Here is a 21,177-nt window from a genome sequence, read left to right as displayed (position 1 = left end):
CAGCGCCCACACGATCTCGCAGGCACTCGGCTTCCGCAGTGGGAGGCGAGCCACTTCCCCGGGAAGCCGCAACTGCCCTTTGGGGCAGCCCCCGAGAGAAGAACACCCGGCCCCCGGCACGGTCCGGGCGTGGGAAGGAGCGGCCGACGATCGCGTGAAGTCCGGTGAGTCGTCAGATCAGTCCCTGGCGCATGACGTACGCCACCGCGTGGGACCGATTCCGCAGTTGGAGCCGGGTCATCACCGAATGCAGCACGTTCTTGATGGTGCGTTCGGAGTAGGCGAGTTTCGTGGCGATGTCCGCGGTGTCGTACCCCTCGGCCACCAGCCGCAGCACGTCCACCTCGCGTGCCGCCAGACCGGTGAAGTGCAGTCCGCGCGGTCCGAGCACCTGCCCCTGGAGCCGGCCCACCTCTGCGAGGAGCCTGCCGAGCAGGTCGGAGGGCAGGTGGCCCTCTCCCCGCGCCACCGTCTCGATGACGTGCACCAGGTGTTCGGGGGTCGACTCCGCGCGCCTGATCACACCGACGACGCCGCACTCCGCCGCACTCACCAGCTTCTGCTCATCGATGTCCGTGGTGACCAGCACCGTACGTGAGTCGCTGGTGCGCTGGATGTGGCGCAACATCCTCAGCACGTCCTCGTCGACGGTGTCCACGACCATGACGACGACCTGAGGTGCGGTCTCGTCCTCGGCCCACTCCATCACGCTGACCTCGGGGCGGGTCCTCAACTGACTGGCCACGCCCGCTTGCGAGATCGGGTCCTGCGCCCGTAAGGCCACCGTGGTGCGTTCCATGCGTTCCATACCGATGCTCCCCCTTGAGCAACAGCTGGAAGGCCACAACGTGCACACGCCCCGCAGCCGTTGTCGTCCGTCTCATTGGTTATGAGGCGGACAGGAGATTCCCGCGTTTACTGACCAGGAAACTAAAAGAGTGTCAGGGGCACGGGATCTGCCCGAAAGTGTTCCTTCGAGGCCGGTGTCCGACGCCGTCGGCGACTCTACGGTCCGCCTATGAGTCTCACGGCAAGCCTCGACGCATCGTCCGTCAGCGCCGCACCGGGCGAGGAGACGGCTGTCCCCCTACAGGTCCGCAACTCCGGTGCGACGGTGGAGGAGTACCGCTTCGAGGTGGTCGGCGCGTGTGCCGCCTGGTCGGCGGTGGAGCCGGCGGTTCTGTCGCTGTACCCGGGTGACTCCCGCAGCGTCTCGCTCATGCTGCGCCCGCCGCGCGACGCGACGGTGCCGGCCGGTGAGACGCCGTTCGGGGTACGGGTGGTGCCCACCGGTGAGCCGAGCGGGACGGTGGTGCCGGAAGGCCGTGTGACCGTGCTGCCGTTCACCGAGACGACGGCCGAGCTGGTGCCGCGCAGCTCGCACGGCTCCCGCCGCGGACGGCACCAGCTCGCCGTCGACAACCGGGGCAACACGCCGGTCACGGTCCGGCTCGGCGCACAGCCGGGGACCGAGCTCGCGCGCGTCGTCTTCGACGTGGCCGAGCTCCAGGTCGCCCCCGGTCGGGCGGAGTTCGGAAAGCTGCGGGTGAGGCCGGCGAAGCGGATGTGGCGCGGCACGCCGGTGACGCATCCCTTCCAGGTCTTCGCCGCCACTCAGATGGCCGAGGGGCAGGAGTCGGTGGAACCGGTCCTCGTCGACGGCTCCTACCAGCAGGAACCCCTTCTCCCGCGCTGGCTGCCCCGAGCCCTCATCACGGCGGCCGTACTGCTGATCGCCCTGGCCGGGATCTGGTACGCGCTGCTGCGTCCGGCCGTGAAGTCGGCGGCGCGGGAAGCGGTCACGCCCGAAGCGGTGCGGTCCGCAGCCGCGGCGGACAAGAGCAAGGCACCGGACGGGGGCGGTACGGCGGGGGCGGGCGCAGCCGCCGGCACCGGTGACACCGCCGGGGCGGACGCGGGCGCCGGCGGTGCGAAGCCCACGCCGAGCCCTTCCGCGGCGGCGGAGGCGAGTGCGGGGGCCGGGTCGGGTGACGGGGCGGCCACTTTGACGAGTGCGCAGGTCCGGGTCAGGGACTCGGTGGGCGGCGGTTCGAACTCCTCGACCGCCCTCCAGGTACCGAAGGGCCACACCTTCCAGCTCACCGACATCGTCGTGCAGAACCCGCAGGGCGACGCCGGAACCGTCGTCATCTCGGCCGGCGAGAACACGAGTGCGCTGAGTCTCGGGCTGGAGAACTTCCGTGACTCCGACTACCACTTCGTCACGCCGATCCTCGTTCCCGCGGGCGGGAAGGTCACGATGACCATCGACTGCCGGAAGGTCGGCAAGCCGGTGGGTGCCCGCACACCCTCGCGATGCTCCGAGTCGTTGTTCCTCGGCGGCACGATGCGCCCCGACTCCGCGGGCTGACCCCGGGGCCGAGGACGCACGCCGGACGGTCAGCCGGACCGGGGGACGCGTACCGGACCGCCGGCCGGACCGAGGACGCCTGCCCGACCGTCAGCCGGGCCCTGACGGAGGCGACGCAGGAAGCCGCTCAGGCCGGTGGGGCCTCTTCCTCCTCCTCGGGGTTCTTCTCCTCCGCCCGCTGGACGAACGATCCCTGCACATCGGCCGGCTGCTCGTCCTCGTCCTCCGTCGCCGCACGCTGGACGGCGGGGGCGGAGGGGGCGGCCGACGGCGCGGCCGAGGCGGCGCCCGGCGTGGGCGCCGGGTCCGACAGCACCCGGTCGGCGTTGGTCACGGCCTCCCGTTCGAAGCGGTCCGAGGGATCGCTGACCCGGATGCCTCCCGGCGCTTCCGTGCCCTCCACCGGGCCGCTCCGCTGCTGCATCACATGGGTCAGCTCGTGGGCGAGCGTCGTACGGCCCAGGGATGACGACGGGTCGTACGCGTCACGTTGGAAGACCACGTCGTTCCCCACGGTGTAGGCGTGCGCGCCGACACCCTTGGCCGACTCGTGCGCCGCGGAGTCGTTGTGGATGCGTACGGCGGAGAAGTCCGCCCCCATCCGGTCCTCGAACTCCGTGCGGGTCCCGGTGTCCAGCGGGGTGCCGCCGCCCGAGGAGATGACATCGCGGACCGGTGAACGCGTCTCCTCCTCGGACTGCTCGGGCTCTTGGGCCCTGGCACGCTGGATCAACGGGCCGAGGGCGGCGTTGCCGATGCTCCGCTGGAGCACACCCATGCCGGCTCTTCCGACCACGTCAGCCCGGCCGGTGGCCGCTGCGCGGAAGAGGTGGCGGGTGTCCACGCCCCGATCGGGTGCCGCCTGGGACCGCTGCGCCACGGAGGTCTCTTGGTACAGGTGGTCCCCCTGCGTCCGCTCGTGGTCGTACGCGCTCTCGGTCGGCGGGGCGTGGTGGTCCCGCTCGGGGTCCTGCTCGTGCTCATGGCCGTGGTCCTGTGCGTTCATCGTCGTCTCCCTGACCGCACCGTCGTGGGCGCGCACACCGTGCGGGGCCGCGACGGCCGGCGGCCCTCCTGCCGGTTCTCCACCCTCACGCCGGACTCCCTGCCCCGTCCAGCCCGCCCCCGGCGGGACCGGGGCATCCCGAGCTGCCTCTTGGGGCACTCGGACCGTACGAACGGCCGCTGCCCGCAGGTCCGGGAAACCGGTGGAGGATACGCGGGCGGGTGGTCGAGCGGCCCCGGGGAGCCGGGGCCGCCGTACGACGTCACTCGCCGGCGGTGATCACGTCACCGGTCAGGCTTTCCCCTTGGTGACGGCCCACTTGCCGTCGGCCCAGTTGCCGACCGTCTCGTATCCCGAGCGGAAGGAACCGAGCCAGTTCAGCGTCAGACCCGCTTCCGCGGTGGAGGCGACGGGGGTGTAGCTGCTTGCCTCATCGGCCGGGCCTCCGGTGGTGTTCTCGGCCACGTACGGGAAGGGGTAGACGGGCCGGGTGGCGGTGACTTTGCCCGCGCCGTCCGTCGACCTGGTCATCAGGCTGTCGGGGGCATCGCCCTTCGTGACCCAGTCGACGACGGCGGTCAGCGCGTCGAACTCGCTCGGACCCTGCCCGCCGCCGCAGTGCGCGACGCCCGGGAGGAGGAACAGCCGGGCGAAGCTCTCCGTCGCCGCCACCGAGCCCATGGCCTTCTGCACGGCCTTGTAGTACGCCATGGTGCCGACGGCCGGGATGTGCTGGTCGCCCAGCCCGTGCCAGAGGATCAGTTTGCCACCGGCCGCCCTGAACGCCTTCAGGTCCGGGTCGGTGGCGTCGTACATGCCCTCGTTGGGCCGGACGATCTTCTTGTAGGAGGCCTCGGTGAATTCGATGTCCCGGTAGGTGAGGGCGGGGTGCGGGCTGTCGAAGACCTGGTAGCGGAGGGTCTCCCTGACGAAGTTGATGTCTCCGCTGGTGCCGTCGGCATCGGACGGCACGATGACACCGGCCCAGTTGAGTTCGGAGCCGCGCAGCTGGTAGCCGGGGTACAGCAGCTTGCCGTGCTGGTCGGTGGGGCCCGAGTAGATCCGGTGGAGTGTCGTGACCTGGTCGGCGGTCAGGCAGAAGTCATCGGGTGTGGACGTCTGCCCTGCGCGGCAGGTGAGGGTGGCCGGATCCCAGGTACAGCGGAGCGGGTCCGCGATGATTCCGTCGGTGGCGGCGCAGCCTTCGAGGACCGCTTGGTGCAGCGGTGCCAGGTCGGCGGTGGTGAGCGTGGCGGGGCCGCCGTCGAGGAACACGGACTGGGCCGTCCAGGCGTGCGAGAAGGTGTTGAGCGCGGTGAAGTTGTTGGCGGGGGCGCCGGCGATGATGCCGTCGAAGTCGTCCGGGTAGCGCTGCGCCTCGGTGAGTGCCTGGTGGCCGCCCTGCGAGCAGCCGTCGAAGTACGAGTGGGCGGCAGCCCGCCCGTAGTACGTCTTGATGATGGTCTTCGCCGCCTGGGCGAGCTGGTGGTCGGACTTGTATCCGAAGTCGGCGCGCAGAGTGGGGTCGGTGGAGAACAGACCACCGCCCTGGGAGTGCCCCTCGTCGCTGGAGGCGACGGCGAAGGCACCGGTGGTCAGCGGAACACAGCCGCTGGAGGCGGGGGCGCTGCCCGTGCTCACGTTTCCGCAGAGGCCGCCGCAGCCGACCTGGAGGTAGTTGGACTGCCAGCCGGTTTCCGGCAGCCGGAGCTCGAAGTGGATCTGGGGGGCGATCACACCTTTGACGTGGCAGGCCGCCCAGTTCCCGAGCGTGTTGCCCCCGGCGGCCAGCTCCGTCGCGGAGGTGATCTCGAAGGGCACACCGGGTACGTCGGCTGCGAGGTCGAGCGAGGTGAGGCCGGAACAGGGCAGGGCGGGTGCGGTGCCCGAGGACGCTCCGGTTGCCGCCGGGGCGGCGGCCGCTGCCGAAGCGTCGGCCGGGCCGCTGCCGGTCGTGCTGTCGGCGAGGGCCATGCCCGTACCGCCGGCCAGGGCGAGGACGGCAGCGAGGGCGGCCAGTACGGCAGCCGCTTTCCGTCGGAACCAGCGTGAGGGCAGAGGCATACCCGGACTCCGTTCGATCGCGGCCCGGGCCTCGTGCCCGTATGCCGGTCCTGTGGGGTGCGTGCGGGAAGGGTGTCGGGACGGGGGCGGACACGCTTCGGCGCGTGGGACGCCGTCGGCCCTCCGGCTCCGCAGCGGCGCCACGGCGAGGAACGTAGTCCGGCACGGATCTCCGCGCAAGACTTGCCAACGAGATTGTTGACAATCCTGTTGGCGTAAGTTTACGTTCGACAGGCACTCACTCAGGGAGGGCATTGATGCCGAAGGAAGCGCGTCCCAGTTCCGGAGAGCAGGCCAAGGAGCACGCACTCGGGAAGCTTCGGCAGGCGATTCTGCAAGGGGAGATGGCACCGGCTCAACGGCTGGTGGAGGACGAACTCGCCGAGCAGTTCGGCGTCACCCGGGCCAGCATCCGGGCAGCACTTCTGGAGCTGGCATCCGAGGGGCTGGTCGAGCGGATCCGTAACCGCGGATCACGCGTCCGCGTGGTGACCAAGGAGGAAGCGGTCGCCATCACCGAGTGCCGGATGGTCCTGGAAGGACTCTGCGCCGCCAAGGTGGCCGCCGGGGCCACCGAGGAGCAGCTGGCCGAACTGGCGGCGACGGGCGCGGCGATGGCCAAGGCGGTCGCCGACGGCGAGCCGATGACCTACTCCGAGCTCAACCACCGGCTGCACGCCCTGATCCGGGAATTCTCCGGCCAGCGGACCGCCGTCGGGCTCCTGGAGCGACTGAACGGCCAACTCGTGCGCCACCAGTTCCAGTTGGCGCTCAGGCCGGGCAGGCCACAGAAGTCCCTGAGTGAGCACCTGGCCGTGATCGAGGCGATCACGGCCAGGGACCCGCAGGCGGCCGAAGCAGCCGTCCGCGCCCACCTCGGCAGCGTGATCGACGCCTTGCGCGACGACTGACGCGACTCGGGGCGGGAGCACACCTGTCACCAAGGAGAGTTCGCAATGACGCACGGCAAGGTGCCCGCCACCCCACGATCGACGCTGGTGATCACCGCGCACGCCGGGGACTTCGTATGGCGCGCGGGCGGCGCCATAGCCCTCGCCGCCTCCCGAGGGGAGAAGGTCACCATCGCGTGCCTGACCTTCGGCGAACGGGGCGAGTCCGCCAAGGCGTGGCGCGAGGGCAAGCAACTCGCGGAGATCAAGGCCCTCCGCCGCGAGGAGGCGGAGCGGGCCGCGGCGGCGCTCGGCGCCGGCATCGTCTTCTTCGACGCCGGCGACTACCCGCTGCCGGTCACCCCCGAGCTCACCGACCGGCTGGTGTCCGTCTACCGCGAGGCGCAGCCGGACGTGGTCCTGACCCACCCCCTCACCGACCCGTACAACGGGGACCACCCGGCGGCCGCCCGCATGGCGCTGGACGCCCGCGTCCTCGCCCAGGCGATCGGCTACCCGGCCGAGGGCGAGATCATCGGGGCTCCCCCGGTGTTCTTCTTCGAACCGCACCAGCCGGAGATGTGCGGCTTCACTCCCGAGGTCCTGCTGGACATCACCGAGGTCTGGGAGACCAAGCGCAAGGCCATGGAGTGCCTGTCGGCCCAGCAGCACCTGTGGGAGTACTACACGGACCTCGGCAAGCGGCGCGGCGTGCAGCTGAAACGCAACGCGGGCCCCAACCTCGGTCTTCCGCACACCACATGGGCCGAGGCGTACATGCGCCCCTACCCGCAGGTCACGGGAGAGCTGGCGTGAGCGGCGTCATCGTCACCGGTCCCCCGAGGGCGTCCGCCGAGGACGTGACGGCACTGGCCGGATACGGCGTGGCCACCGTGCACGAGGCACTCGGCCGCACCGGCCTCCTCGGCTCCCGCCTGCGCCCGATCCAGCAGGACGTACGCGTGGCAGGCACGGCGGTCACGGTGCTCAGCTGGCCCGGCGACAATCTCATGATCCATGCGGCCGTCGAGCAGTGTGCCGAGGGCGACCTGCTCGTCGTCACCACCACCTCGCCGTCCACCGACGGAATGTTCGGCGAGCTGTTCGCCACCGCGCTGCGGTACCGGGGCGTGCGCGGCCTGGTCACCGACGCCGGGGTGCGCGACACCGCCGAGCTGCGCGGGATGGGCTTCCCCGTCTGGTCGGCCGCGGTCAGCGCCCAGGGCACGGTCAAGGCGACCGGCGGGTCGGTCAATGTGCCGGTCGCGATCGGGGGCCGGATCATCCGCCCCGGTGACGTGATCCTCGCCGACGACGACGGGGTGATGTGCGTTCCGCGCGAACGGGCCTCGGAGGCCGTTGAGCTGTCACGGGCGCGCACGGCGAAGGAAGAGGCCACACGCGCCGCGTTCGCCGAGGGGGAACTGGGGCTCGACCGCTACGGGCTGCGCGAGACACTCGTACGTCTCGGGGTCCGGTATCAGCCGTACGAAGCCTGCGCCGCGGACTCTTCGGGGCCCGGGTGGTGACCGCGCCCGCCGCCGGGGTGCGCTGCATGCTCCTGCGCGGCGGTACCTCCAAGGGCTGTTACTTCCTGGCGGAGGATCTTCCCGCCGAACCGGCTCTGCGTGACGCCCTGTTGCTGCGGATCATGGGCAGCCCCGACACCCGCCAGATCGACGGCCTGGGCGGGGCGCACCCCCTCACCAGCAAGGTGGCGGTGGTGCGTCCGTCAGCCGGTCCGGACACCGACGTCGACTATCTCTTCCTTCAGGTCGGCGTCTCCACAACCGAGGTGTCGGACCGTCAGAACTGCGGGAATCTCCTCGCAGGCGTCGGCCCCTTCGCCGTCGAACGCGGCCTCGTCACCCCGGGCCGGGTGGAGACGTCGGTGCGGATCCGCATGCTCAACACGGGGGATCTCGCCACCGCGACCTTCCCCACGCCGGACGGGCGCGTCGCGTACGAGGGCGACGCCGAGATCTCCGGGGTGCCGGGGACCGCCGCGCCCGTGGTGATCGAGTTCCCGCCGGGCAGCGGTCCCCTGCTGCCCACGGGCAGCGTCCGCGACACCCTCGCCGGCCTGTCGGTCACCTGTGTGGACAACGGCATGCCGACGGTGCTCATCGCCGCTTCGGCGCTGCGCCTCACCGGCTACGAGGATCCCGCGGAGCTGGAGGCGGACCCGGTCCTCGCCCAGCGGATCCGCGAAGTCCGTATCGAAGCAGGTCTGCTGATGGGCCTCGGCGATGTCGCCGGCACCACCGTGCCCAAGGTCAGTGTGCTGGCGCCGCCCCGGCACGGCGGCGCCGTGTCGACGCGCACGTTCATTCCGGTGCGCTGCCACACGTCGATCGGCGTGCTGGGTGCGGCGAGCGTGGCCGCAGGACTGCGCGTCACGGGCGGTGTCGGTGAGGGCGTGGCACGGCTGCCCGCCCGCGGCGACCGGCTGCGCATCGAACACCCCACGGGGTTCCTCGAAATCGAGTCGGCCGTCGAGCAGAAGGCCGGAGGGGCTCTTCCGGGCGCCGGCCGCACCGCTGTCGTACGTACCGCGCGAAAGATCTTCGACGGCACCGCTTTCCCCCGCCCCGCCTGACCCGCACCGGGATTCCCTTCCGTCCCCCGTACTTCCAGGAGTCGCAGATGACCCCGCCGCTCGGAGACATCGCCCACCTCGGCCATGTCGAACTGCTCACCCCCGACCTGGACGCCAGCGTCCGCTTCTTCACCGACTTCCTCGGCCTGACCGAGAACGGCCGCTCCGGCGACTCCGTGTACCTGCGGACCTGGGACGACTACGAACACCACAGCCTCACGCTCACCGCCCACAGCACCCCCGGCCTCCGCCGCACCGCCCTGCGCACCTCAGGCGAGGACGCGCTCCGCCGCCGGGTCGAGGCCCTGGAGGCGGCCGGCCGGCCCGGCCACTGGGCCGAGGACGAGCCGGGTATCGGCCGGCTCTACGTCACCACCGACCCCGACGGCCACGAGCTGGCCCTGTACTGGGAGAGCGAGTGGTACGAGGCGCCGGACGCGCTGCGGCCGGGCCTCAAGAACCAGCCACAGGCCAAACCGGGCCGCGGCGTGGGCGTACGCCGGCTGGACCATGTCAACTTCCTGGGCGCGGACGTCGCGGCCAACGGCGACTTCCACCGCGAGGTCCTCGGCGCCCGTCCCACCGAGCAGATCCGGCTCGACAGCGGCAGGATCGCGGCCCAGTGGCTGACGTTCACCAACAAGTCGTACGACATCGTCTACACCGAGGACTGGACGGGGTCGAGCGGCCGGCTGCACCACATCGCGTTCGCCGCGGACACCCGCGAGGACATCCTGCGCGCCGCCGATCTCGCGCTGGACACAGGGGTGTTCATCGAGACGGGCCCCCACAAGCACGCCATCCAGCAGACGTTCTTCCTGTACGTCTACGAGCCGGGCGGCAACCGCATCGAACTGTGCAACCCGCTCACCCGTCTGGTGCTCGCCCCCGACTGGCCCCTGATCACCTGGACCGAGGCCGAGCGCGCCAAGGGACAGGCATGGGGCCTGCGCACCATCGAGTCGTTCCACACCCACGGAACGCCGCCCGTCGCCTGACGTCCGGCACCCCCCTTCGGCCCCGGTCCGGCTCCACACCAGACCGGGGCCAAATTGTTCCTAAGATTGTCAACAAAAGCGTTGACACACCCTTCCGGTGTTTCTACCGTCAAGGCCATCACTGCGAGCGCGCATCTCGCCTCGCGTCGGGTCGGCGGCTCGAGCCGCGCCGACCGCCCCTTCTTCCCAACCTCCAGGGACCCTCCTCCCGGACGAGAGGAAACAACGATGTCCTCCTCGCTCGCCCCGGCCATCCGCGGTAGCAGAATGGCCATGCTGGTCATCGCGCTGTGCTGGCTGGTCGTGCTCTTCGACGGCCTCGACATGTTCATCTACGGCTCGGTGCTGCCCCACATGCTGGAGCAGCACGCGCTGGGCCTCGAACCGTCCATGGCCGGAGACCTCGGCAGCTACGCCACGTTCGGGATGCTGGTCGGCGCCCTCTCCTCGGGCACACTCACCGACCTCATCGGGCGCAAGAAGATGATCATGTCCTGCACCGCGCTGTTCTCCCTGGCCTCGGCCCTCTGCGCGGCCGCCTCCACGGTCACGGTGTTCGGCCTCGGCCGGACGCTCGCCGGGCTCGGCCTCGGCGGCCTGCTGCCGACCGCGATCACCATGGTCTCGGACTACGCACCGCGTGCCCGCGGCGCCTTCGTCATCGGCACGCTGATGACCGCCCACCACGTCGGCGGCATCCTCTCCGCGTACGTCGCCCTGTGGATCGTGGAACCCCTCGGCTGGCGTGCGGCCTTCTGGGTCTGCGTGGTCCCGCTGGTCATCGCGGTGCCGCTGGTCGCCCGCTGTCTTCCGGAGTCGCTGAGCTTCCTGGTCGCCAAGGGACGTACCACCGAGGCGCATGACCTCGCCGCGCGCTACAACGTCGAGATACCTGCCGCGAAGGACCCCCGGGCCGCCGGCGACCGCTGGTACGCCCTCGCCCAGCTGTTCCGGGGCAGGGAATGGATCCAGACGCTGATGTTCTGGCTGGCCTCCTTCGGCGGACTGCTGCTCGTCTACGGCGTCGCCACCTGGCTGCCCACCATGATGCGGAACGAGGGCTACGAGCTCGGTTCCTCACTGAACTTCGTCGTCGTCTTCAACCTCGGCGGCATCGTGGGGATGCTCGTCGCCGGCCGCTGCGCAGACCGTTTCGGCGCCGCGCGCATCTCCGCGATCTGGTTCCTGATGACCGCCGTCGGCGTCTATCTGCTGAGCGTGCACATGCCGCTCGGGCTGACCTTCGCGGTGGTCTTCGTCACCGGCCTGTTCCTCAACAGCGCCCAGACGATGATCTACGCGACGGTGGCCGGCTACTCCGGCTCCGCCAACCGGGCCACGGCCGTGGGCTGGACCTCCGGAATGGGCCGCTTCGGCGCCGTGTTCGGCCCCTGGCTGGGCGGTCAGCTGCTCGCCAACGGAGCCGCGAACTGGGGCTTCACCGCCTTCGCCCTCTCCGCCGTGTTCTCCACGGTCTTCATCACCCTGGCCGGTCTGCGCATGTCCCGGCGGAGGCCGCAGCAGCCCGCGGCACGTTCGGTGACGGCCACGGCCTGACCGGTGCGGCCCGGGCGGCTCCCGGTGGGTCGACGAGGGCCGTTGGCACGCCTCGTCGGCCCACCGGGCTCGCCGCGCGGATCGGCAGGACGTACCGCATCGCACCGTCCGAAGTGAGTGGGCTCCCACCCACGCGACGCACGAGCACGGCGAAGGGAACACCGCACGTGCGGGGCCGCACAACCAGCCGGCGTCGATCGAATGCTCGCTAATGCTCGAAAGTCGGCGATGGTGAGCAACTCTTGACATGCCCCCGTCGCTCCGGCGAGAGTCGTCCCCGCCAGTGATGCCGGTCGCGTAGCGAGGAGCGTTGTCGCATGCCTGAAATCCCTGAAGTCTCACGCCGTCTGGTCCTGGGGGGAACGCTGGCCACCGGAGCGCTCGCCGTCGGTCTGGGCTCGGCCGGACCTGCTTCGGCGGCTCCCGCGTCCGCCGCGGCCTCCCTGCTCACCGAAGGCGCCGCGCCCCGTCGGGCAGCGGGTCAGAAGTCCATGGTCAACGTCCCGTTCGAGCCGCACGCGACGGTCCGCGTCGGTGTCATCGGGCTCGGAAACCGGGGATCCGGGATGACCACGGGGTGGTCCCTCATCCCCGGCTGCGTCGTAGCCGCGGTCTGCGACATCCGCGCCGACCGCGCCAAGCGCACCGCGGACCGGCTGGTGGCCGACGGGAAGCCGCGTCCGGCCGAGTTCGGCGGCTCCGCCGACAGCTATGCCGAGATGCTCAAGCGCGACGACATCGACCTCGTCTACATCGCCACTCCCTGGGAGTTCCACTACGAACAGGGCAGGGCCGCACTCCTGTCCGGCAAGCACGTGATCGTCGAGCTCCCCATCGCGACCGAGCTCGACGAGCTGTGGGACCTCGTGAACACCTCGGAGCGCACCCGCAAGAACCTGATGCTGTCCGAGAACTGCAGTTACGGGCGCAACGAGCTGGCGATGCTCAAGATGGGCCATGAGGGCGTGTTCGGCGAGCTCACCAACGGTCACGGCGGCTACCTCCACGACCTGCGTGCGCTGCTGTTCTCGGACACCTACTACACCGACTCCTGGCGCCGTCTGTGGCACACCCGCTCCACCGCGTCCTTCTACCCCATGCACGGGCTGGCGCCCATCGCCGCCGCCATGGACATCAACCGCGGCGACCGGATGACCACGCTGACGGCCACCGCGACGGCCCCGAAGGGACTCGCCGACTACCGCGAGCGCTTCATGCCGAAGTCCCACCCGTCCTGGAACGAGACGTACATCAACGGCGACCTGGTCACCTGTCAGATCCGGACGGCGAACGGCCGGACGATCCGGGCCGAGCACGCGGTGAGCGCGCCCCGCCCGTACAGCCGGATCAACTCGCTCGCCGGCAGCCGGGGCATCTTCGAGGACTACGCGGGCACCTCGACCACCGACGCACGTGTCTACTTCGAGCCGGACCACAGCGGCGACACCTGGCGCGACTTCGAGACGTACCGCAAGGAGTTCGACCACTGGCTGTGGAAGGAGCTCGGTGACGAGGCCGAGAACGGCGGCCACGGCGGCATGGACTACGTCCTGCAGTGGCGCACGGTCCAGCTGATGCGGGCCGGTCTCGTCCCCGACATCGACGTGTACGACTCCGCCTCGTGGTGCGCACCGGTTCCACTGAGCGTCAAGTCCCTCGCCGCGAAGGGGCGTCCGGTGGAGATCCCTGACTTCACCCGTGGCTCCTGGGTCAACCTGCGCATGGGGCTCGACTCGCGCACCACCGAGATGCCCCCCGTCGTCTGACGACCTCCCTCTCCAAGGAGCACGCCATGAGACCGGCCCGACTGATCAACCCGCTCAGAGCCGCCGCGCTGGCGGCCGCGGTCCTGCTCGTTCCCGCACAGGCGGCCACGGCCGCGCCCGCGCCTGCCGTGGCAGCCGCCGAGTCGAAGACCGAGGTGACCGTCTCCCCCGTGGATCTCGACGGACCGGTCATCTCGACGGTGGAGGTCACCGTCAGGAACACCGCACCGCAGCGCCTGCGTTCGCTCAAGGTGTCCTTCGCGGGGCCGGTCGGATGGGCGGTCCAGCCTTCCGTGCAGAGCGTGTCCGGCTCCCTCGCCACGGGCGCCTCCGCCACCACGACGTTTCGGATCCAGGTCCCCGAGAAGCGCTCCGGGTTCGTGATCCGTACGTTCACGGCGACGGCGACGTATCAGGGCGGCGACGGCCTCACCACGGCCACCGGCACCCGGACCGACCGCTCCGGATCGCCGCAGGCGAACCTGGCGGCGGCCTACAACGGTGTGGCGATCACCGACGAGTCCGCCACGACGGCCGGGAACTACGACGGGGAGGGCAACAGCTTCTCGGCACAGAAACTCGCCGCGGTCGGTCTGACGCCCGGAGGCGAGGTCGACGCACTCGGCGCCACCCTGACGTGGCCGGACGTGCCGGCCGGCACGAAGGACAACGTGGCGAGCGCCGGGCAGGCCGTCTCACTGGCCGGCCAGGGGTCGAAGCTGGTGTTCCTCGGCTCGGGCGTCGGGAGCGGCGCCACCGGCAAGGCCACCGTCTACTACACCGACGGCACGACCACCACGGGATCGTTCGGCTTCCCCAACTGGTCGTTCGACCCGGTCGATGCCCACGGTGCGACCCTGGTCAAGTCCACGGACGGCCGTAACCGGCCCGACGGATACGGCAACGCCACGGTGAAGTACAGCGTGTTCGCCCATTCGGTCCCGCTGGATCCGTCCAGGACGGTCGAGTTCGTGGTCCTGCCCGCGAACGGGAACGTCCACCTCTTCGACATGGCGATCGCTCCCTGAGCGTCGTCCACGAACGGCCGGGGCCCCGGTGGCCGGCGCCGAGCGCCTGCCGCGGGGCCCCCTGGCCGGTCAGCCGTTGGCGAGGAGCTGGAGCGTGTCGATGACACGGTTCGAGAAGCCCCACTCGTTGTCGTACCAGGCGACGACCTTGATGTGCCGGCCCTCGACGCGGGTGAGCTCCGAGTCGAAGATCGACGAGGCCGGGTTGCCCGTGATGTCGGACGAGACGAGGGCGTCCTCGGAGTACTCCAGGACCCCGGCGAGCGGACCGTCCGCGGCAGCGCGGTAGGCAGCCAGGACGTCCTCGCGCGACACGTCGCGGGCCACCGTGGTGTTGAGCTCGACGATCGAACCCACCGGAACGGGGACGCGGATCGAGTCGCCCGACAGCTTGCCGTCGAGGTTCGGCAGCACATGGCCGATCGCCTTGGCGGCGCCGGTCGTCGTCGGCACGATGTTCACACCCGCGGCGCGGGCGCGGCGGGGGTCGCGGTGCGGGCCGTCCTGCAGGTTCTGCTCCTGCGTGTAGGCATGCACCGTCGTCATGAAACCGTGCTCGATACCGGCGAGTTCGTCGAGCACCTTGGCCAGCGGCGCGAGCGCGTTGGTCGTGCACGAGGCGTTCGAGACGATCGTGTGCAGGGCCGGGTCGTAGGCGTCGGTGTTGACACCGAACGCGAGCGTGACGTCGGCGCCGTCCGACGGCGCGCTGACGAGCACCTTCTTCGCACCGGCGTCGATGTGGGCGCGCGCGGCCTTCGCCGACGTGAAGCGGCCGGTGGCCTCCAGCACGATGTCGACGTCGAGCTCGGCCCAGGGCAGCTGTGCCGGATCGCGCTCGGCGACCACCTTGATGCGGCGGCCGTCGACGACGAGGACGTCCCCGTCGAGCGTCACCGGGCGCCCCAGCCTGCCGGACGTCGAGTCGAAGGCGAGCAGCCGGGCCAGGGCGGCGGGCTCGGTGAGGTCGTTGACGGCGACGACTTCGAGGTCGCTGTCGCGCTCCAGCAGTGCGCGCAGCACGTTGCGTCCGATGCGGCCGAATCCGTTGATGGCGATGCGAGTCATGGGGTGTCCCTTCGTCCCTGCGGTTCGCTACCAAGGTTCGCTCGCGGCAACCTGCCACGGCAGCGGCGTGAGCGCCACGGTTCGAAAGGATCGCGCCACCCCCTTCCGCGGCTAAGGGCTGTCCCGCAATTCCTGGTGGATCAGCGCGCGGCGTCAGATGCGGTGCATCGCAAGGCGGAGGGGCGCCCGCATACTGGATGTATTCGGGCGTTTCGACAACGCGGCGAGGTGCCGTAGCTGTCGTCGTGCGCCCGCCAGGAATTGCGGGACAGCCCTTAGTCGCTGCTGGCGAAGGTGCGCCGGTACTCGCTCGGTGTGGTGCCGAGAATGCGCTGGAAGTGGAGCCGCAGATTGGTCCCGGTGCCGAGTCCGGTCTCGGCGGCGATCTGCTCGATGCTCCGCTCCGAGCGCTCCAGCAGCTCTCGGGCCACGTCGATGCGGGCCCGCATGACCCACTGCATCGGGGTGTAGCCCGTGTCCTCGACGAAGCGACGCGAGAGCGTGCGCGGCGAGACCGCCGCGTGACGGGCGAGGGATTCCAGGGTGAGCGGTTCGCCGAGCCTGCGCAGCGCCCACTCGCGGGTGGCGGCGAACCGCTCGCCGAGCGGCTCCGGCACGCTGCGCGGCACGTACTGGGCCTGCCCGCCGCTCCGGTAGGGGGCCGCCACCAGCCGCCGGGCCGCGTGGTTCGACGCGGCCACGCCGAGGTCCCCGCGCAGGATGTGCAGGCACAGGTCGATCCCGGAGGCGGCGCCGGCCGAGGTGAGGACGGTGCCCTCGTCGACGAACAGCACGTTCTCGTCGACGCGGACGAGGGGATGCTTCGCGGCGAGCGCCCGCGCGTAGTGCCAGTGCGTCGTCGCCCGCCTGCCGTCGAGCAGGCCCGTGGCGGCGAGCGCGAAGGCTCCCGTGGAGATGGCCGCGAGCCGCGCGCCCCGGTCGTGGGCGGCGACGAGCGCGTCGACGACGGGTGGCGGCGGGTCGTCGCGATCGGGAAAACGGTAGCCGGGGATGAAGACGATGTCGGCCCACTCCAACGCGTCGAGACCGTCGGCGACGTGGTACGACAGCCCGTCACCACCGGTCACGAGGCCGGGCGCCGCGCCGCACACCCTTACCTCGTACGGCATGCTCGCGCGCGTCGAGAACACCTGCGCGGGGATGCCCACATCGAGCGGCTTCGCGCCTTCGAGCACGAGGACGGCGGCACGGTGGAGGCGGGAGGCTGGCACGGACTCCAGGGTACGAGGGGCCCGGCCGCGCCGACGAGCGGGCCGGGCCCCTCGGCGTGGCCGGGTCGGTGGCCGCTGCTCAGGCCGCGAACCGGGCCATCCACGCCTCGATGTCGTCGGCCGAGCGCGGCAGGCCCGCCGACAGGTTCTCGTGACCGTCCGCGGTCACGAGCAGGTCGTCCTCGATCCGGACGCCGATGCCGCGCCACTCCTCGGGGACGGTGAGGTCGTCGGGCTGGAAGTACAGTCCGGGCTCGACGGTGAGCACCATGCCCGGCTCCAGGACTCCGCCGACGTACTCCTCGTGCCGGGCCTGCGCACAGTCGTGGACGTCCAGGCCGAGCATGTGCCCGGTGCCCGCCATGGTGAAGCGGCGCTGGAGACCGAGCTCGTACGCACGGTCGGCCGGGCCCTCGATGAAGCCCCACTCGACCAGCCGGACCGCGAGGTGGCGCTGGGCGGCCTCGTGGAAGTCGCGGTACGCGGCGCCCGGCTTGACGGCGGCCATGCCGGCCTCCTGGGCCTCGTACACGGCGTCGTAGACCTTGCGCTGCAGCGGGGTGAACGTCCCGCTGATCGGGAGCGTGCGCGTCACGTCCGCGGTGTAGAGGGTGTGCGTCTCCACTCCGGCGTCGAACAGGAGCAGTTCCCCCGGGCGCACCGGGCCGTCGTTGTCCGTCCAGTGCATGATCGTGGCGTGGTCGCCCGCGGCGCAGATCGTGCCGTATCCCACGGAGTTGCCCTCCAGGCGGGCGCGGCGCAGGAACGTGCCCTCGATCCACCGCTCGGACGAGGCGACGGCTCCGGAGAGTTCGCCGACGGCGTCGGTGAACCCGCGCACGGTGGAGTCCACGGCCTTGCGGAGCTCGCCGATCTCCCAGTCGTCCTTGACGAGGCGGAGGTCGCTGAGGGCCTCTTCGAGGTCGGCGTCGCGCTCCTCGTCGGTGTTCACGGCGGCCTCCAGGGCCGGGTCGACGCCGCGCACGATCCGGGTCGGCACACCGGTCGCGGCGGCCAGGTCGTGGGCCGCGGTCCGGACGTCGCGGCAGGGCAGTCCGAGTACACGCTCCGACTCGGCCAGGGAGCGGCGCCGGCCCATCCAGAGCTCCGCGGTGGGGCCGGTCCAGAACTCGTCGTTGTCCCTGCTGTCCCGCGGCAGCTGGAAGCAGTAGGCGTCGTGGCCGCCGTCCGGGCGCGGTTCGAGTACGAGCGCGCCGTCCCGGGCCCGGTCGCCCGTCATGTGGACGTACCCCGAGTACGGACGGAAGGGGTAGGTGTCGTCGTTCGACCGGACCTTGAGGTTGCCGGAGGGGATCACGAGGCGTTCGCCGGGGAAACGCGCGGAGAGGGCGTCACGGCGGCGGGCCGCGTGCGGCGCCTGCTCGCCGGGCAGCAGGTCGTGCTGCTCGGTGTCGGCCCACCCGGTCCTCATCAACGCGGACAGTTCCTCGGAGATCCCTGAGTAGAGACCGTTCTTTCGGCCTTTCGCCACGTCCTGCTCCTTCTTCGCGATGGTTCCCCGACGACAGGGTCCGTTCGGCTGGACTCCGGACACCCGCCGGCGGCGGCTCACGGACGGTATCCCGCGCCGCGCAGGCGTGGGGCCTCGATCCGCCACTGGCACGGATCGGCCACAAGCAGGGCGGCGACCGTCGATAATGGCGTCCATGACGACCGCGAAACTCGGCGAGGCGCTCCGGCTTCTGGGGATCGATCCAGCGGCGGGCCAGGTGTATCTGGCGCTGCTGGAGCTGGCCCCCGCCCCGCTGAGTGCCATCGGATCCGCGTGCGGTCTCGGGCGGGCGGAACTCGCCACGGCGTACGCCTCGCTGGTCGACGCCGGTCTGGCCAGTGCCGCCGAGGAGGGCGAGGACGTCGTCGCTCCGGTGCCGCCCGCCGCGGGCCTGGAGATCCTGGCCCGGCACCGGGCGGCCGAGGTCGAGGAGTCGCGCATCGCCGTCGGGGGCGCGTTCGAGTCGTTCCGGCGGCAGCGGCTCGCCGCGTACAACGACCACCTCGTCGAGGTCGTGACCGGCGACGCCGTCGGCCCCCGGATCCGTCACGCGTGGGCGAGTGCCCGCGACCAGATCCGGCAGTTCGAGTCTCCCCCGTACTTCCCGCTGGCCGGGGCGACGGACGACGCGCTGGCCACGCTCGCGCGCGGTGTCACGCAGCGTGTCGTCTACTCGCGGGCGTCGCTGGAGCACCCGGGCCATCTGCAGGACGTCATCGAGCCGTGCGTCAGGGCCGGCGAGCAGGCCAGGGTGGCGCCGGCGGTGCCGGTCAAACTCGTGATCATCGACGACGCGTACGCGCTCGTGTCGTTGTCGATCAAGGAGGCCGACGTACACAACACGATGCTCGTCGTGCAGCCGTGCGGTCTGCTCTCGGCACTCGTGGCGCTGTTCGAACAGTCCTGGCAGAACGCCCTGCCCTTCCACGGCCGAGCCACCGCGCCGGGCGGGCTGCCGCCCGGCGACCGCCGTCTCCTGTGGCTCCTCGCGGGCGGCGCGAGCGACGACGTGATCGCCCGCGAGATGGGCATCAGCCGCCGCACGCTGTTTCGCCGGCTGTCGGTCCTGATGGCCCGGCTCGGTGCCGCGAACCGCTTCCAGATGGCGTTGCAGGCGCAGCGCTCGGGGTGGCTGTGACCGGCCGTGACCGGAGCCCCTCGGGGCTCCGGCCACGGCCGCGTCGGGGACTGTCCTCGTTCAGATCAGGCCTGCCTGCTGCTGGGCCGGGGCGTCGAGGAAGCCACCCGACTGGTGCTGCCACAGCTTGGCGTAGGCACCATCCGATGCGAGCAGCTCGTGGTGCGTGCCCTGCTCGATGATCCGGCCCCGGTCCAGGACGACGAGCCGGTCCATGGTGGCGACCGTGCTCAGCCGGTGGGCCACCACGAGCGCCGTCCTGCCTTCCATGAGCCGCCACAGCGCCTCCTGGACGAGGATCTCGCTCTCCGAGTCCAGGGCGCTCGTCGCCTCGTCGAGCAGCAGGATCGGCGCATCGCGCAGGATCGCGCGGGCGAGGGCGACCCGCTGGCGCTGTCCGCCGGACAGCTTCACGCCGCGCTCCCCCACCATGGTGTCGAAGCCCTCGGGCAGGGCGTCCGCGAACTCCGTGACGTGCGCGGCCCCGGCCGCGCGGCGGATCTCGGCGTCCGTGGCCCCGGGCTTGGCGAACGCGATGTTGTCCCGCAGCGTGCGATGGAACATCGCCGGGTCCTGCGGCACGTAGGCGATCATGCTGCGCACGTCCGCCTGGCGCAGTCTGCTGATGTCCTGACCTCCGATCAGGATCCGGCCGCCGTCGATGTCCGTCATCCGCAGCAGCAGCCGGCTGAGCGTGGTCTTGCCGCCACCGGACCGGCCGACCAGGCCGATCTTCGCACCGCTGTGCACGGACAGGTCGAGGGACTCGAAGAGCGGCTGCGCTCCCGCGTGGGCGAACGTCACCTGCTCGAAGCGGACGTCGGCGGCGCGGGGAAGCAGCGGCTCCGGCGACTCCGGGTCGCGCAGGGCCGGCGGCGTCAGCAGCAGCTCGGTGAACTGGGCGGCCTCCGTCATCGAGCTTTCCAGCCGGCGGTAGATCTGGTTGAACTCGAACATGATCCGGGTGGCGTTGGTGTAGTACATGAAGGCGACGACCACCGCCTCCACGCCGTTGCCTCCTCCGCCCAGAACTACGGCGAGCAGCAGGCCCAGGGCGTTGGTCAGCACGGACAGCGGTGCGACCAGGGTGTCGATGCGGAGGTTGCCGTAGTCCCACGAACGCAGCATGAGCCGCCGCGACTCCGCGACGCGGGAGCGGTGCTCGGCGGCCTCACGCTTCTCGGCGGCGAACGCCCGGACCGTGTCCATGTTCATCAGGCTGTCGGCCACATGGCCGGACACCCGGGCGATGGCCTCCTCACGCTGCCCCACGAGAACCTGGCGGCGGCGGATGAGGGGGGCCACACACACCGCCGTCAGCGCGATCATCGCCAACAGGCCGACGACGAGCAGCGGTTCGTAGCGCCAGAGCACCACCGACCCGAAGGCCAGCGGCACGAAGCTGCCCACGACGGAGAAGGTCAGGGTGTCGACGAACTCCTCGAAGCGGGAGGCGAAGCTCAGGACCCTCTTGGTGAGCGATCCCGCGAAGTTGTCGTGGAAGAACGAGGCGTCCTTGGCGTACAACTCATCCATGCCCGTGACGTACAGGTGCTCGATGGAGAGTGCCGCCAGGCGGTTCAGGAAGTGCAGACCGATGCGCCAGAACGTCTCGGCGAGGAGAAGTACGGCGGCGAACCCCAGGACATAGGGGAGCATCGATCCGATCGAGGTGTCCTTGTCGCCGGCGATACGCCCGACGAGTTTCGCGACGACGAGCGGCGCCGCGTAGTTGATTCCGATATTGCCGAGCGCCGGCAACAGCATCGCGGGCAGCGTCACCCGTTTTCGGCGGGCCAGCTCCCTTCCGTAGTAACGAAGTGCGAGGAGCACGGAGCCCCTGCCCGGCGCTTCGTGCGATTCAGGCGTTCCCATATCAACCCTGTGTGGTCGTGCGGCTGCGGGAGGAGGTGCGTGCCTCAACGGCCGCGCGGAGTTTCGGTTCGG

At 70.8% G+C, this 21,177-nt stretch carries 17 protein-coding genes; 10 read left to right on the top strand and 7 right to left on the bottom strand.

Going from position 1 to position 21,177, the window contains the following annotated elements; translation table 11 throughout:
• Window positions 1–172: 172 nt before the first annotated feature.
• Entirely contained in the window at window positions 173–799 is a 627-nt protein-coding gene (locus ACGFZA_RS21025) for a response regulator transcription factor (protein WP_385274679.1), read from the bottom strand.
• 219 nt (window positions 800–1,018) lie between these two features.
• On the opposite strand from ACGFZA_RS21025, the gene ACGFZA_RS21020 reads away from it, so the two are divergent.
• A complete protein-coding gene (locus ACGFZA_RS21020; RefSeq protein ID WP_393680979.1) occupies window positions 1,019–2,371 on the top strand; it encodes a hypothetical protein in 1,353 nt (450 codons plus the stop codon).
• Window positions 2,372–2,498: 127 nt separating this feature from the next.
• Here the strand turns inward: ACGFZA_RS21020 and ACGFZA_RS21015 are convergent, their stop codons facing one another.
• Both ACGFZA_RS21015 and ACGFZA_RS21010 read right to left on the bottom strand, forming a co-directional pair.
• The gene (locus ACGFZA_RS21015; protein WP_393680977.1) at window positions 2,499–3,377 is read right to left on the bottom strand and encodes a DUF4157 domain-containing protein; all 879 of its coding nucleotides are present in this window, start codon (window positions 3,375–3,377) and stop codon (window positions 2,499–2,501) included.
• A gap of 291 nt (window positions 3,378–3,668) precedes the next feature.
• Window positions 3,669–5,441: a tannase/feruloyl esterase family alpha/beta hydrolase gene (locus ACGFZA_RS21010; RefSeq protein WP_393680975.1), complete on the bottom strand. Its 1,773-nt coding sequence runs from the start codon at window positions 5,439–5,441 to the stop codon at window positions 3,669–3,671.
• Between the two features lie 257 nt (window positions 5,442–5,698).
• On the opposite strand from ACGFZA_RS21010, the gene ACGFZA_RS21005 reads away from it, so the two are divergent.
• The 8 genes from ACGFZA_RS21005 (at window position 5,699) to ACGFZA_RS20970 (ending at window position 14,279) form a co-directional block, all read left to right on the top strand.
• A complete protein-coding gene (locus tag ACGFZA_RS21005; protein ID WP_385274319.1) occupies window positions 5,699–6,352 on the top strand; it encodes a GntR family transcriptional regulator in 654 nt (217 codons plus the stop codon).
• Window positions 6,353–6,397: 45 nt separating this feature from the next.
• Entirely contained in the window at window positions 6,398–7,147 is a 750-nt protein-coding gene (locus ACGFZA_RS21000) for a PIG-L deacetylase family protein (protein WP_385274316.1), read from the top strand.
• A complete protein-coding gene (locus ACGFZA_RS20995) occupies window positions 7,144–7,860 on the top strand; it encodes a 4-carboxy-4-hydroxy-2-oxoadipate aldolase/oxaloacetate decarboxylase (RefSeq protein WP_393680972.1) in 717 nt (238 codons plus the stop codon). The genes ACGFZA_RS21000 and ACGFZA_RS20995 overlap by 4 nt, the downstream gene beginning before the upstream one ends.
• Entirely contained in the window at window positions 7,857–8,930 is a 1,074-nt protein-coding gene (locus ACGFZA_RS20990) for a 4-oxalomesaconate tautomerase (protein WP_393680970.1), read from the top strand. Before ACGFZA_RS20995 ends, ACGFZA_RS20990 begins: the two co-directional genes overlap by 4 nt.
• Before the next feature lie 47 nt (window positions 8,931–8,977).
• Window positions 8,978–9,928, top strand: a complete 951-nt coding sequence (locus ACGFZA_RS20985; protein ID WP_393680968.1) for a catechol 2,3-dioxygenase — start codon at window positions 8,978–8,980, stop codon at window positions 9,926–9,928.
• Between the two features lie 228 nt (window positions 9,929–10,156).
• Entirely contained in the window at window positions 10,157–11,485 is a 1,329-nt protein-coding gene (locus ACGFZA_RS20980; RefSeq protein WP_393680966.1) for an MFS transporter, read from the top strand.
• A 317-nt stretch (window positions 11,486–11,802) separates the two neighbouring features.
• Entirely contained in the window at window positions 11,803–13,251 is a 1,449-nt protein-coding gene (locus ACGFZA_RS20975) for a Gfo/Idh/MocA family protein (RefSeq protein ID WP_393680964.1), read from the top strand.
• A gap of 26 nt (window positions 13,252–13,277) precedes the next feature.
• On the top strand, window positions 13,278–14,279 hold the full coding sequence (locus ACGFZA_RS20970) for an NEW3 domain-containing protein (RefSeq protein WP_393680962.1): 1,002 nt from the start codon (window positions 13,278–13,280) through the stop codon (window positions 14,277–14,279).
• A gap of 69 nt (window positions 14,280–14,348) precedes the next feature.
• On the opposite strand, the gene gap is transcribed toward ACGFZA_RS20970, so the two are convergent.
• The 3 genes from gap to ACGFZA_RS20955 all read right to left on the bottom strand — a co-directional run bounded on the left by gap (window position 14,349) and on the right by ACGFZA_RS20955 (window position 18,071).
• Window positions 14,349–15,347 (bottom strand): type I glyceraldehyde-3-phosphate dehydrogenase, encoded by a 999-nt coding sequence (gap, locus tag ACGFZA_RS20965; RefSeq protein ID WP_385274296.1) that lies wholly within the window; start codon window positions 15,345–15,347, stop codon window positions 14,349–14,351.
• Window positions 15,348–15,622: 275 nt separating this feature from the next.
• Window positions 15,623–16,579, bottom strand: a complete 957-nt coding sequence (locus ACGFZA_RS20960) for a GlxA family transcriptional regulator (protein WP_385274293.1) — start codon at window positions 16,577–16,579, stop codon at window positions 15,623–15,625.
• A 79-nt stretch (window positions 16,580–16,658) separates the two neighbouring features.
• Window positions 16,659–18,071: an aminopeptidase P family protein gene (locus tag ACGFZA_RS20955; protein WP_393680959.1), complete on the bottom strand. Its 1,413-nt coding sequence runs from the start codon at window positions 18,069–18,071 to the stop codon at window positions 16,659–16,661.
• Window positions 18,072–18,246: 175 nt separating this feature from the next.
• Here ACGFZA_RS20955 and ACGFZA_RS20950 point away from each other — a divergent pair, with 175 nt between their 5' ends.
• Window positions 18,247–19,230 (top strand): LuxR family transcriptional regulator, encoded by a 984-nt coding sequence (locus ACGFZA_RS20950; protein WP_385274287.1) that lies wholly within the window; start codon window positions 18,247–18,249, stop codon window positions 19,228–19,230.
• A 60-nt stretch (window positions 19,231–19,290) separates the two neighbouring features.
• Here the strand turns inward: ACGFZA_RS20950 and ACGFZA_RS20945 are convergent, their stop codons facing one another.
• The gene (locus ACGFZA_RS20945; protein ID WP_385274284.1) at window positions 19,291–21,105 is read right to left on the bottom strand and encodes an ABC transporter ATP-binding protein; all 1,815 of its coding nucleotides are present in this window, start codon (window positions 21,103–21,105) and stop codon (window positions 19,291–19,293) included.
• Between the last annotated feature and the right edge of the window lie 72 nt (window positions 21,106–21,177).

The organism is Streptomyces sp. NPDC048211, assembly GCF_043202315.1.
Lineage (GTDB): Bacteria > Actinomycetota > Actinomycetes > Streptomycetales > Streptomycetaceae > Streptomyces.
The sequence above is the reverse complement of the archived record's forward strand: the minus strand, read 5'-3'. Positions and strand labels throughout refer to the sequence as shown.

Coding starts and splice junctions, on each gene's coding strand:
- ACGFZA_RS20950 (WP_385274287.1), top strand. CDS start 18,247: ATGACGACCGCGAAACTCGGCGAGGCGCTCCGGCTTCTGGGGATCGAT.
- ACGFZA_RS21025 (WP_385274679.1), bottom strand. CDS start 799: ATGGAACGCACCACGGTGGCCTTACGGGCGCAGGACCCGATCTCGCAA.
- ACGFZA_RS20975 (WP_393680964.1), top strand. CDS start 11,803: ATGCCTGAAATCCCTGAAGTCTCACGCCGTCTGGTCCTGGGGGGAACG.
- ACGFZA_RS20980 (WP_393680966.1), top strand. CDS start 10,157: ATGTCCTCCTCGCTCGCCCCGGCCATCCGCGGTAGCAGAATGGCCATG.
- ACGFZA_RS21005 (WP_385274319.1), top strand. CDS start 5,699: ATGCCGAAGGAAGCGCGTCCCAGTTCCGGAGAGCAGGCCAAGGAGCAC.
- gap (WP_385274296.1), bottom strand. CDS start 15,347: ATGACTCGCATCGCCATCAACGGATTCGGCCGCATCGGACGCAACGTG.
- ACGFZA_RS21015 (WP_393680977.1), bottom strand. CDS start 3,377: ATGAACGCACAGGACCACGGCCATGAGCACGAGCAGGACCCCGAGCGG.
- ACGFZA_RS21000 (WP_385274316.1), top strand. CDS start 6,398: ATGACGCACGGCAAGGTGCCCGCCACCCCACGATCGACGCTGGTGATC.
- ACGFZA_RS20970 (WP_393680962.1), top strand. CDS start 13,278: ATGAGACCGGCCCGACTGATCAACCCGCTCAGAGCCGCCGCGCTGGCG.
- ACGFZA_RS20945 (WP_385274284.1), bottom strand. CDS start 21,105: ATGGGAACGCCTGAATCGCACGAAGCGCCGGGCAGGGGCTCCGTGCTC.
- ACGFZA_RS21010 (WP_393680975.1), bottom strand. CDS start 5,441: ATGCCTCTGCCCTCACGCTGGTTCCGACGGAAAGCGGCTGCCGTACTG.
- ACGFZA_RS20985 (WP_393680968.1), top strand. CDS start 8,978: ATGACCCCGCCGCTCGGAGACATCGCCCACCTCGGCCATGTCGAACTG.
- ACGFZA_RS21020 (WP_393680979.1), top strand. CDS start 1,019: ATGAGTCTCACGGCAAGCCTCGACGCATCGTCCGTCAGCGCCGCACCG.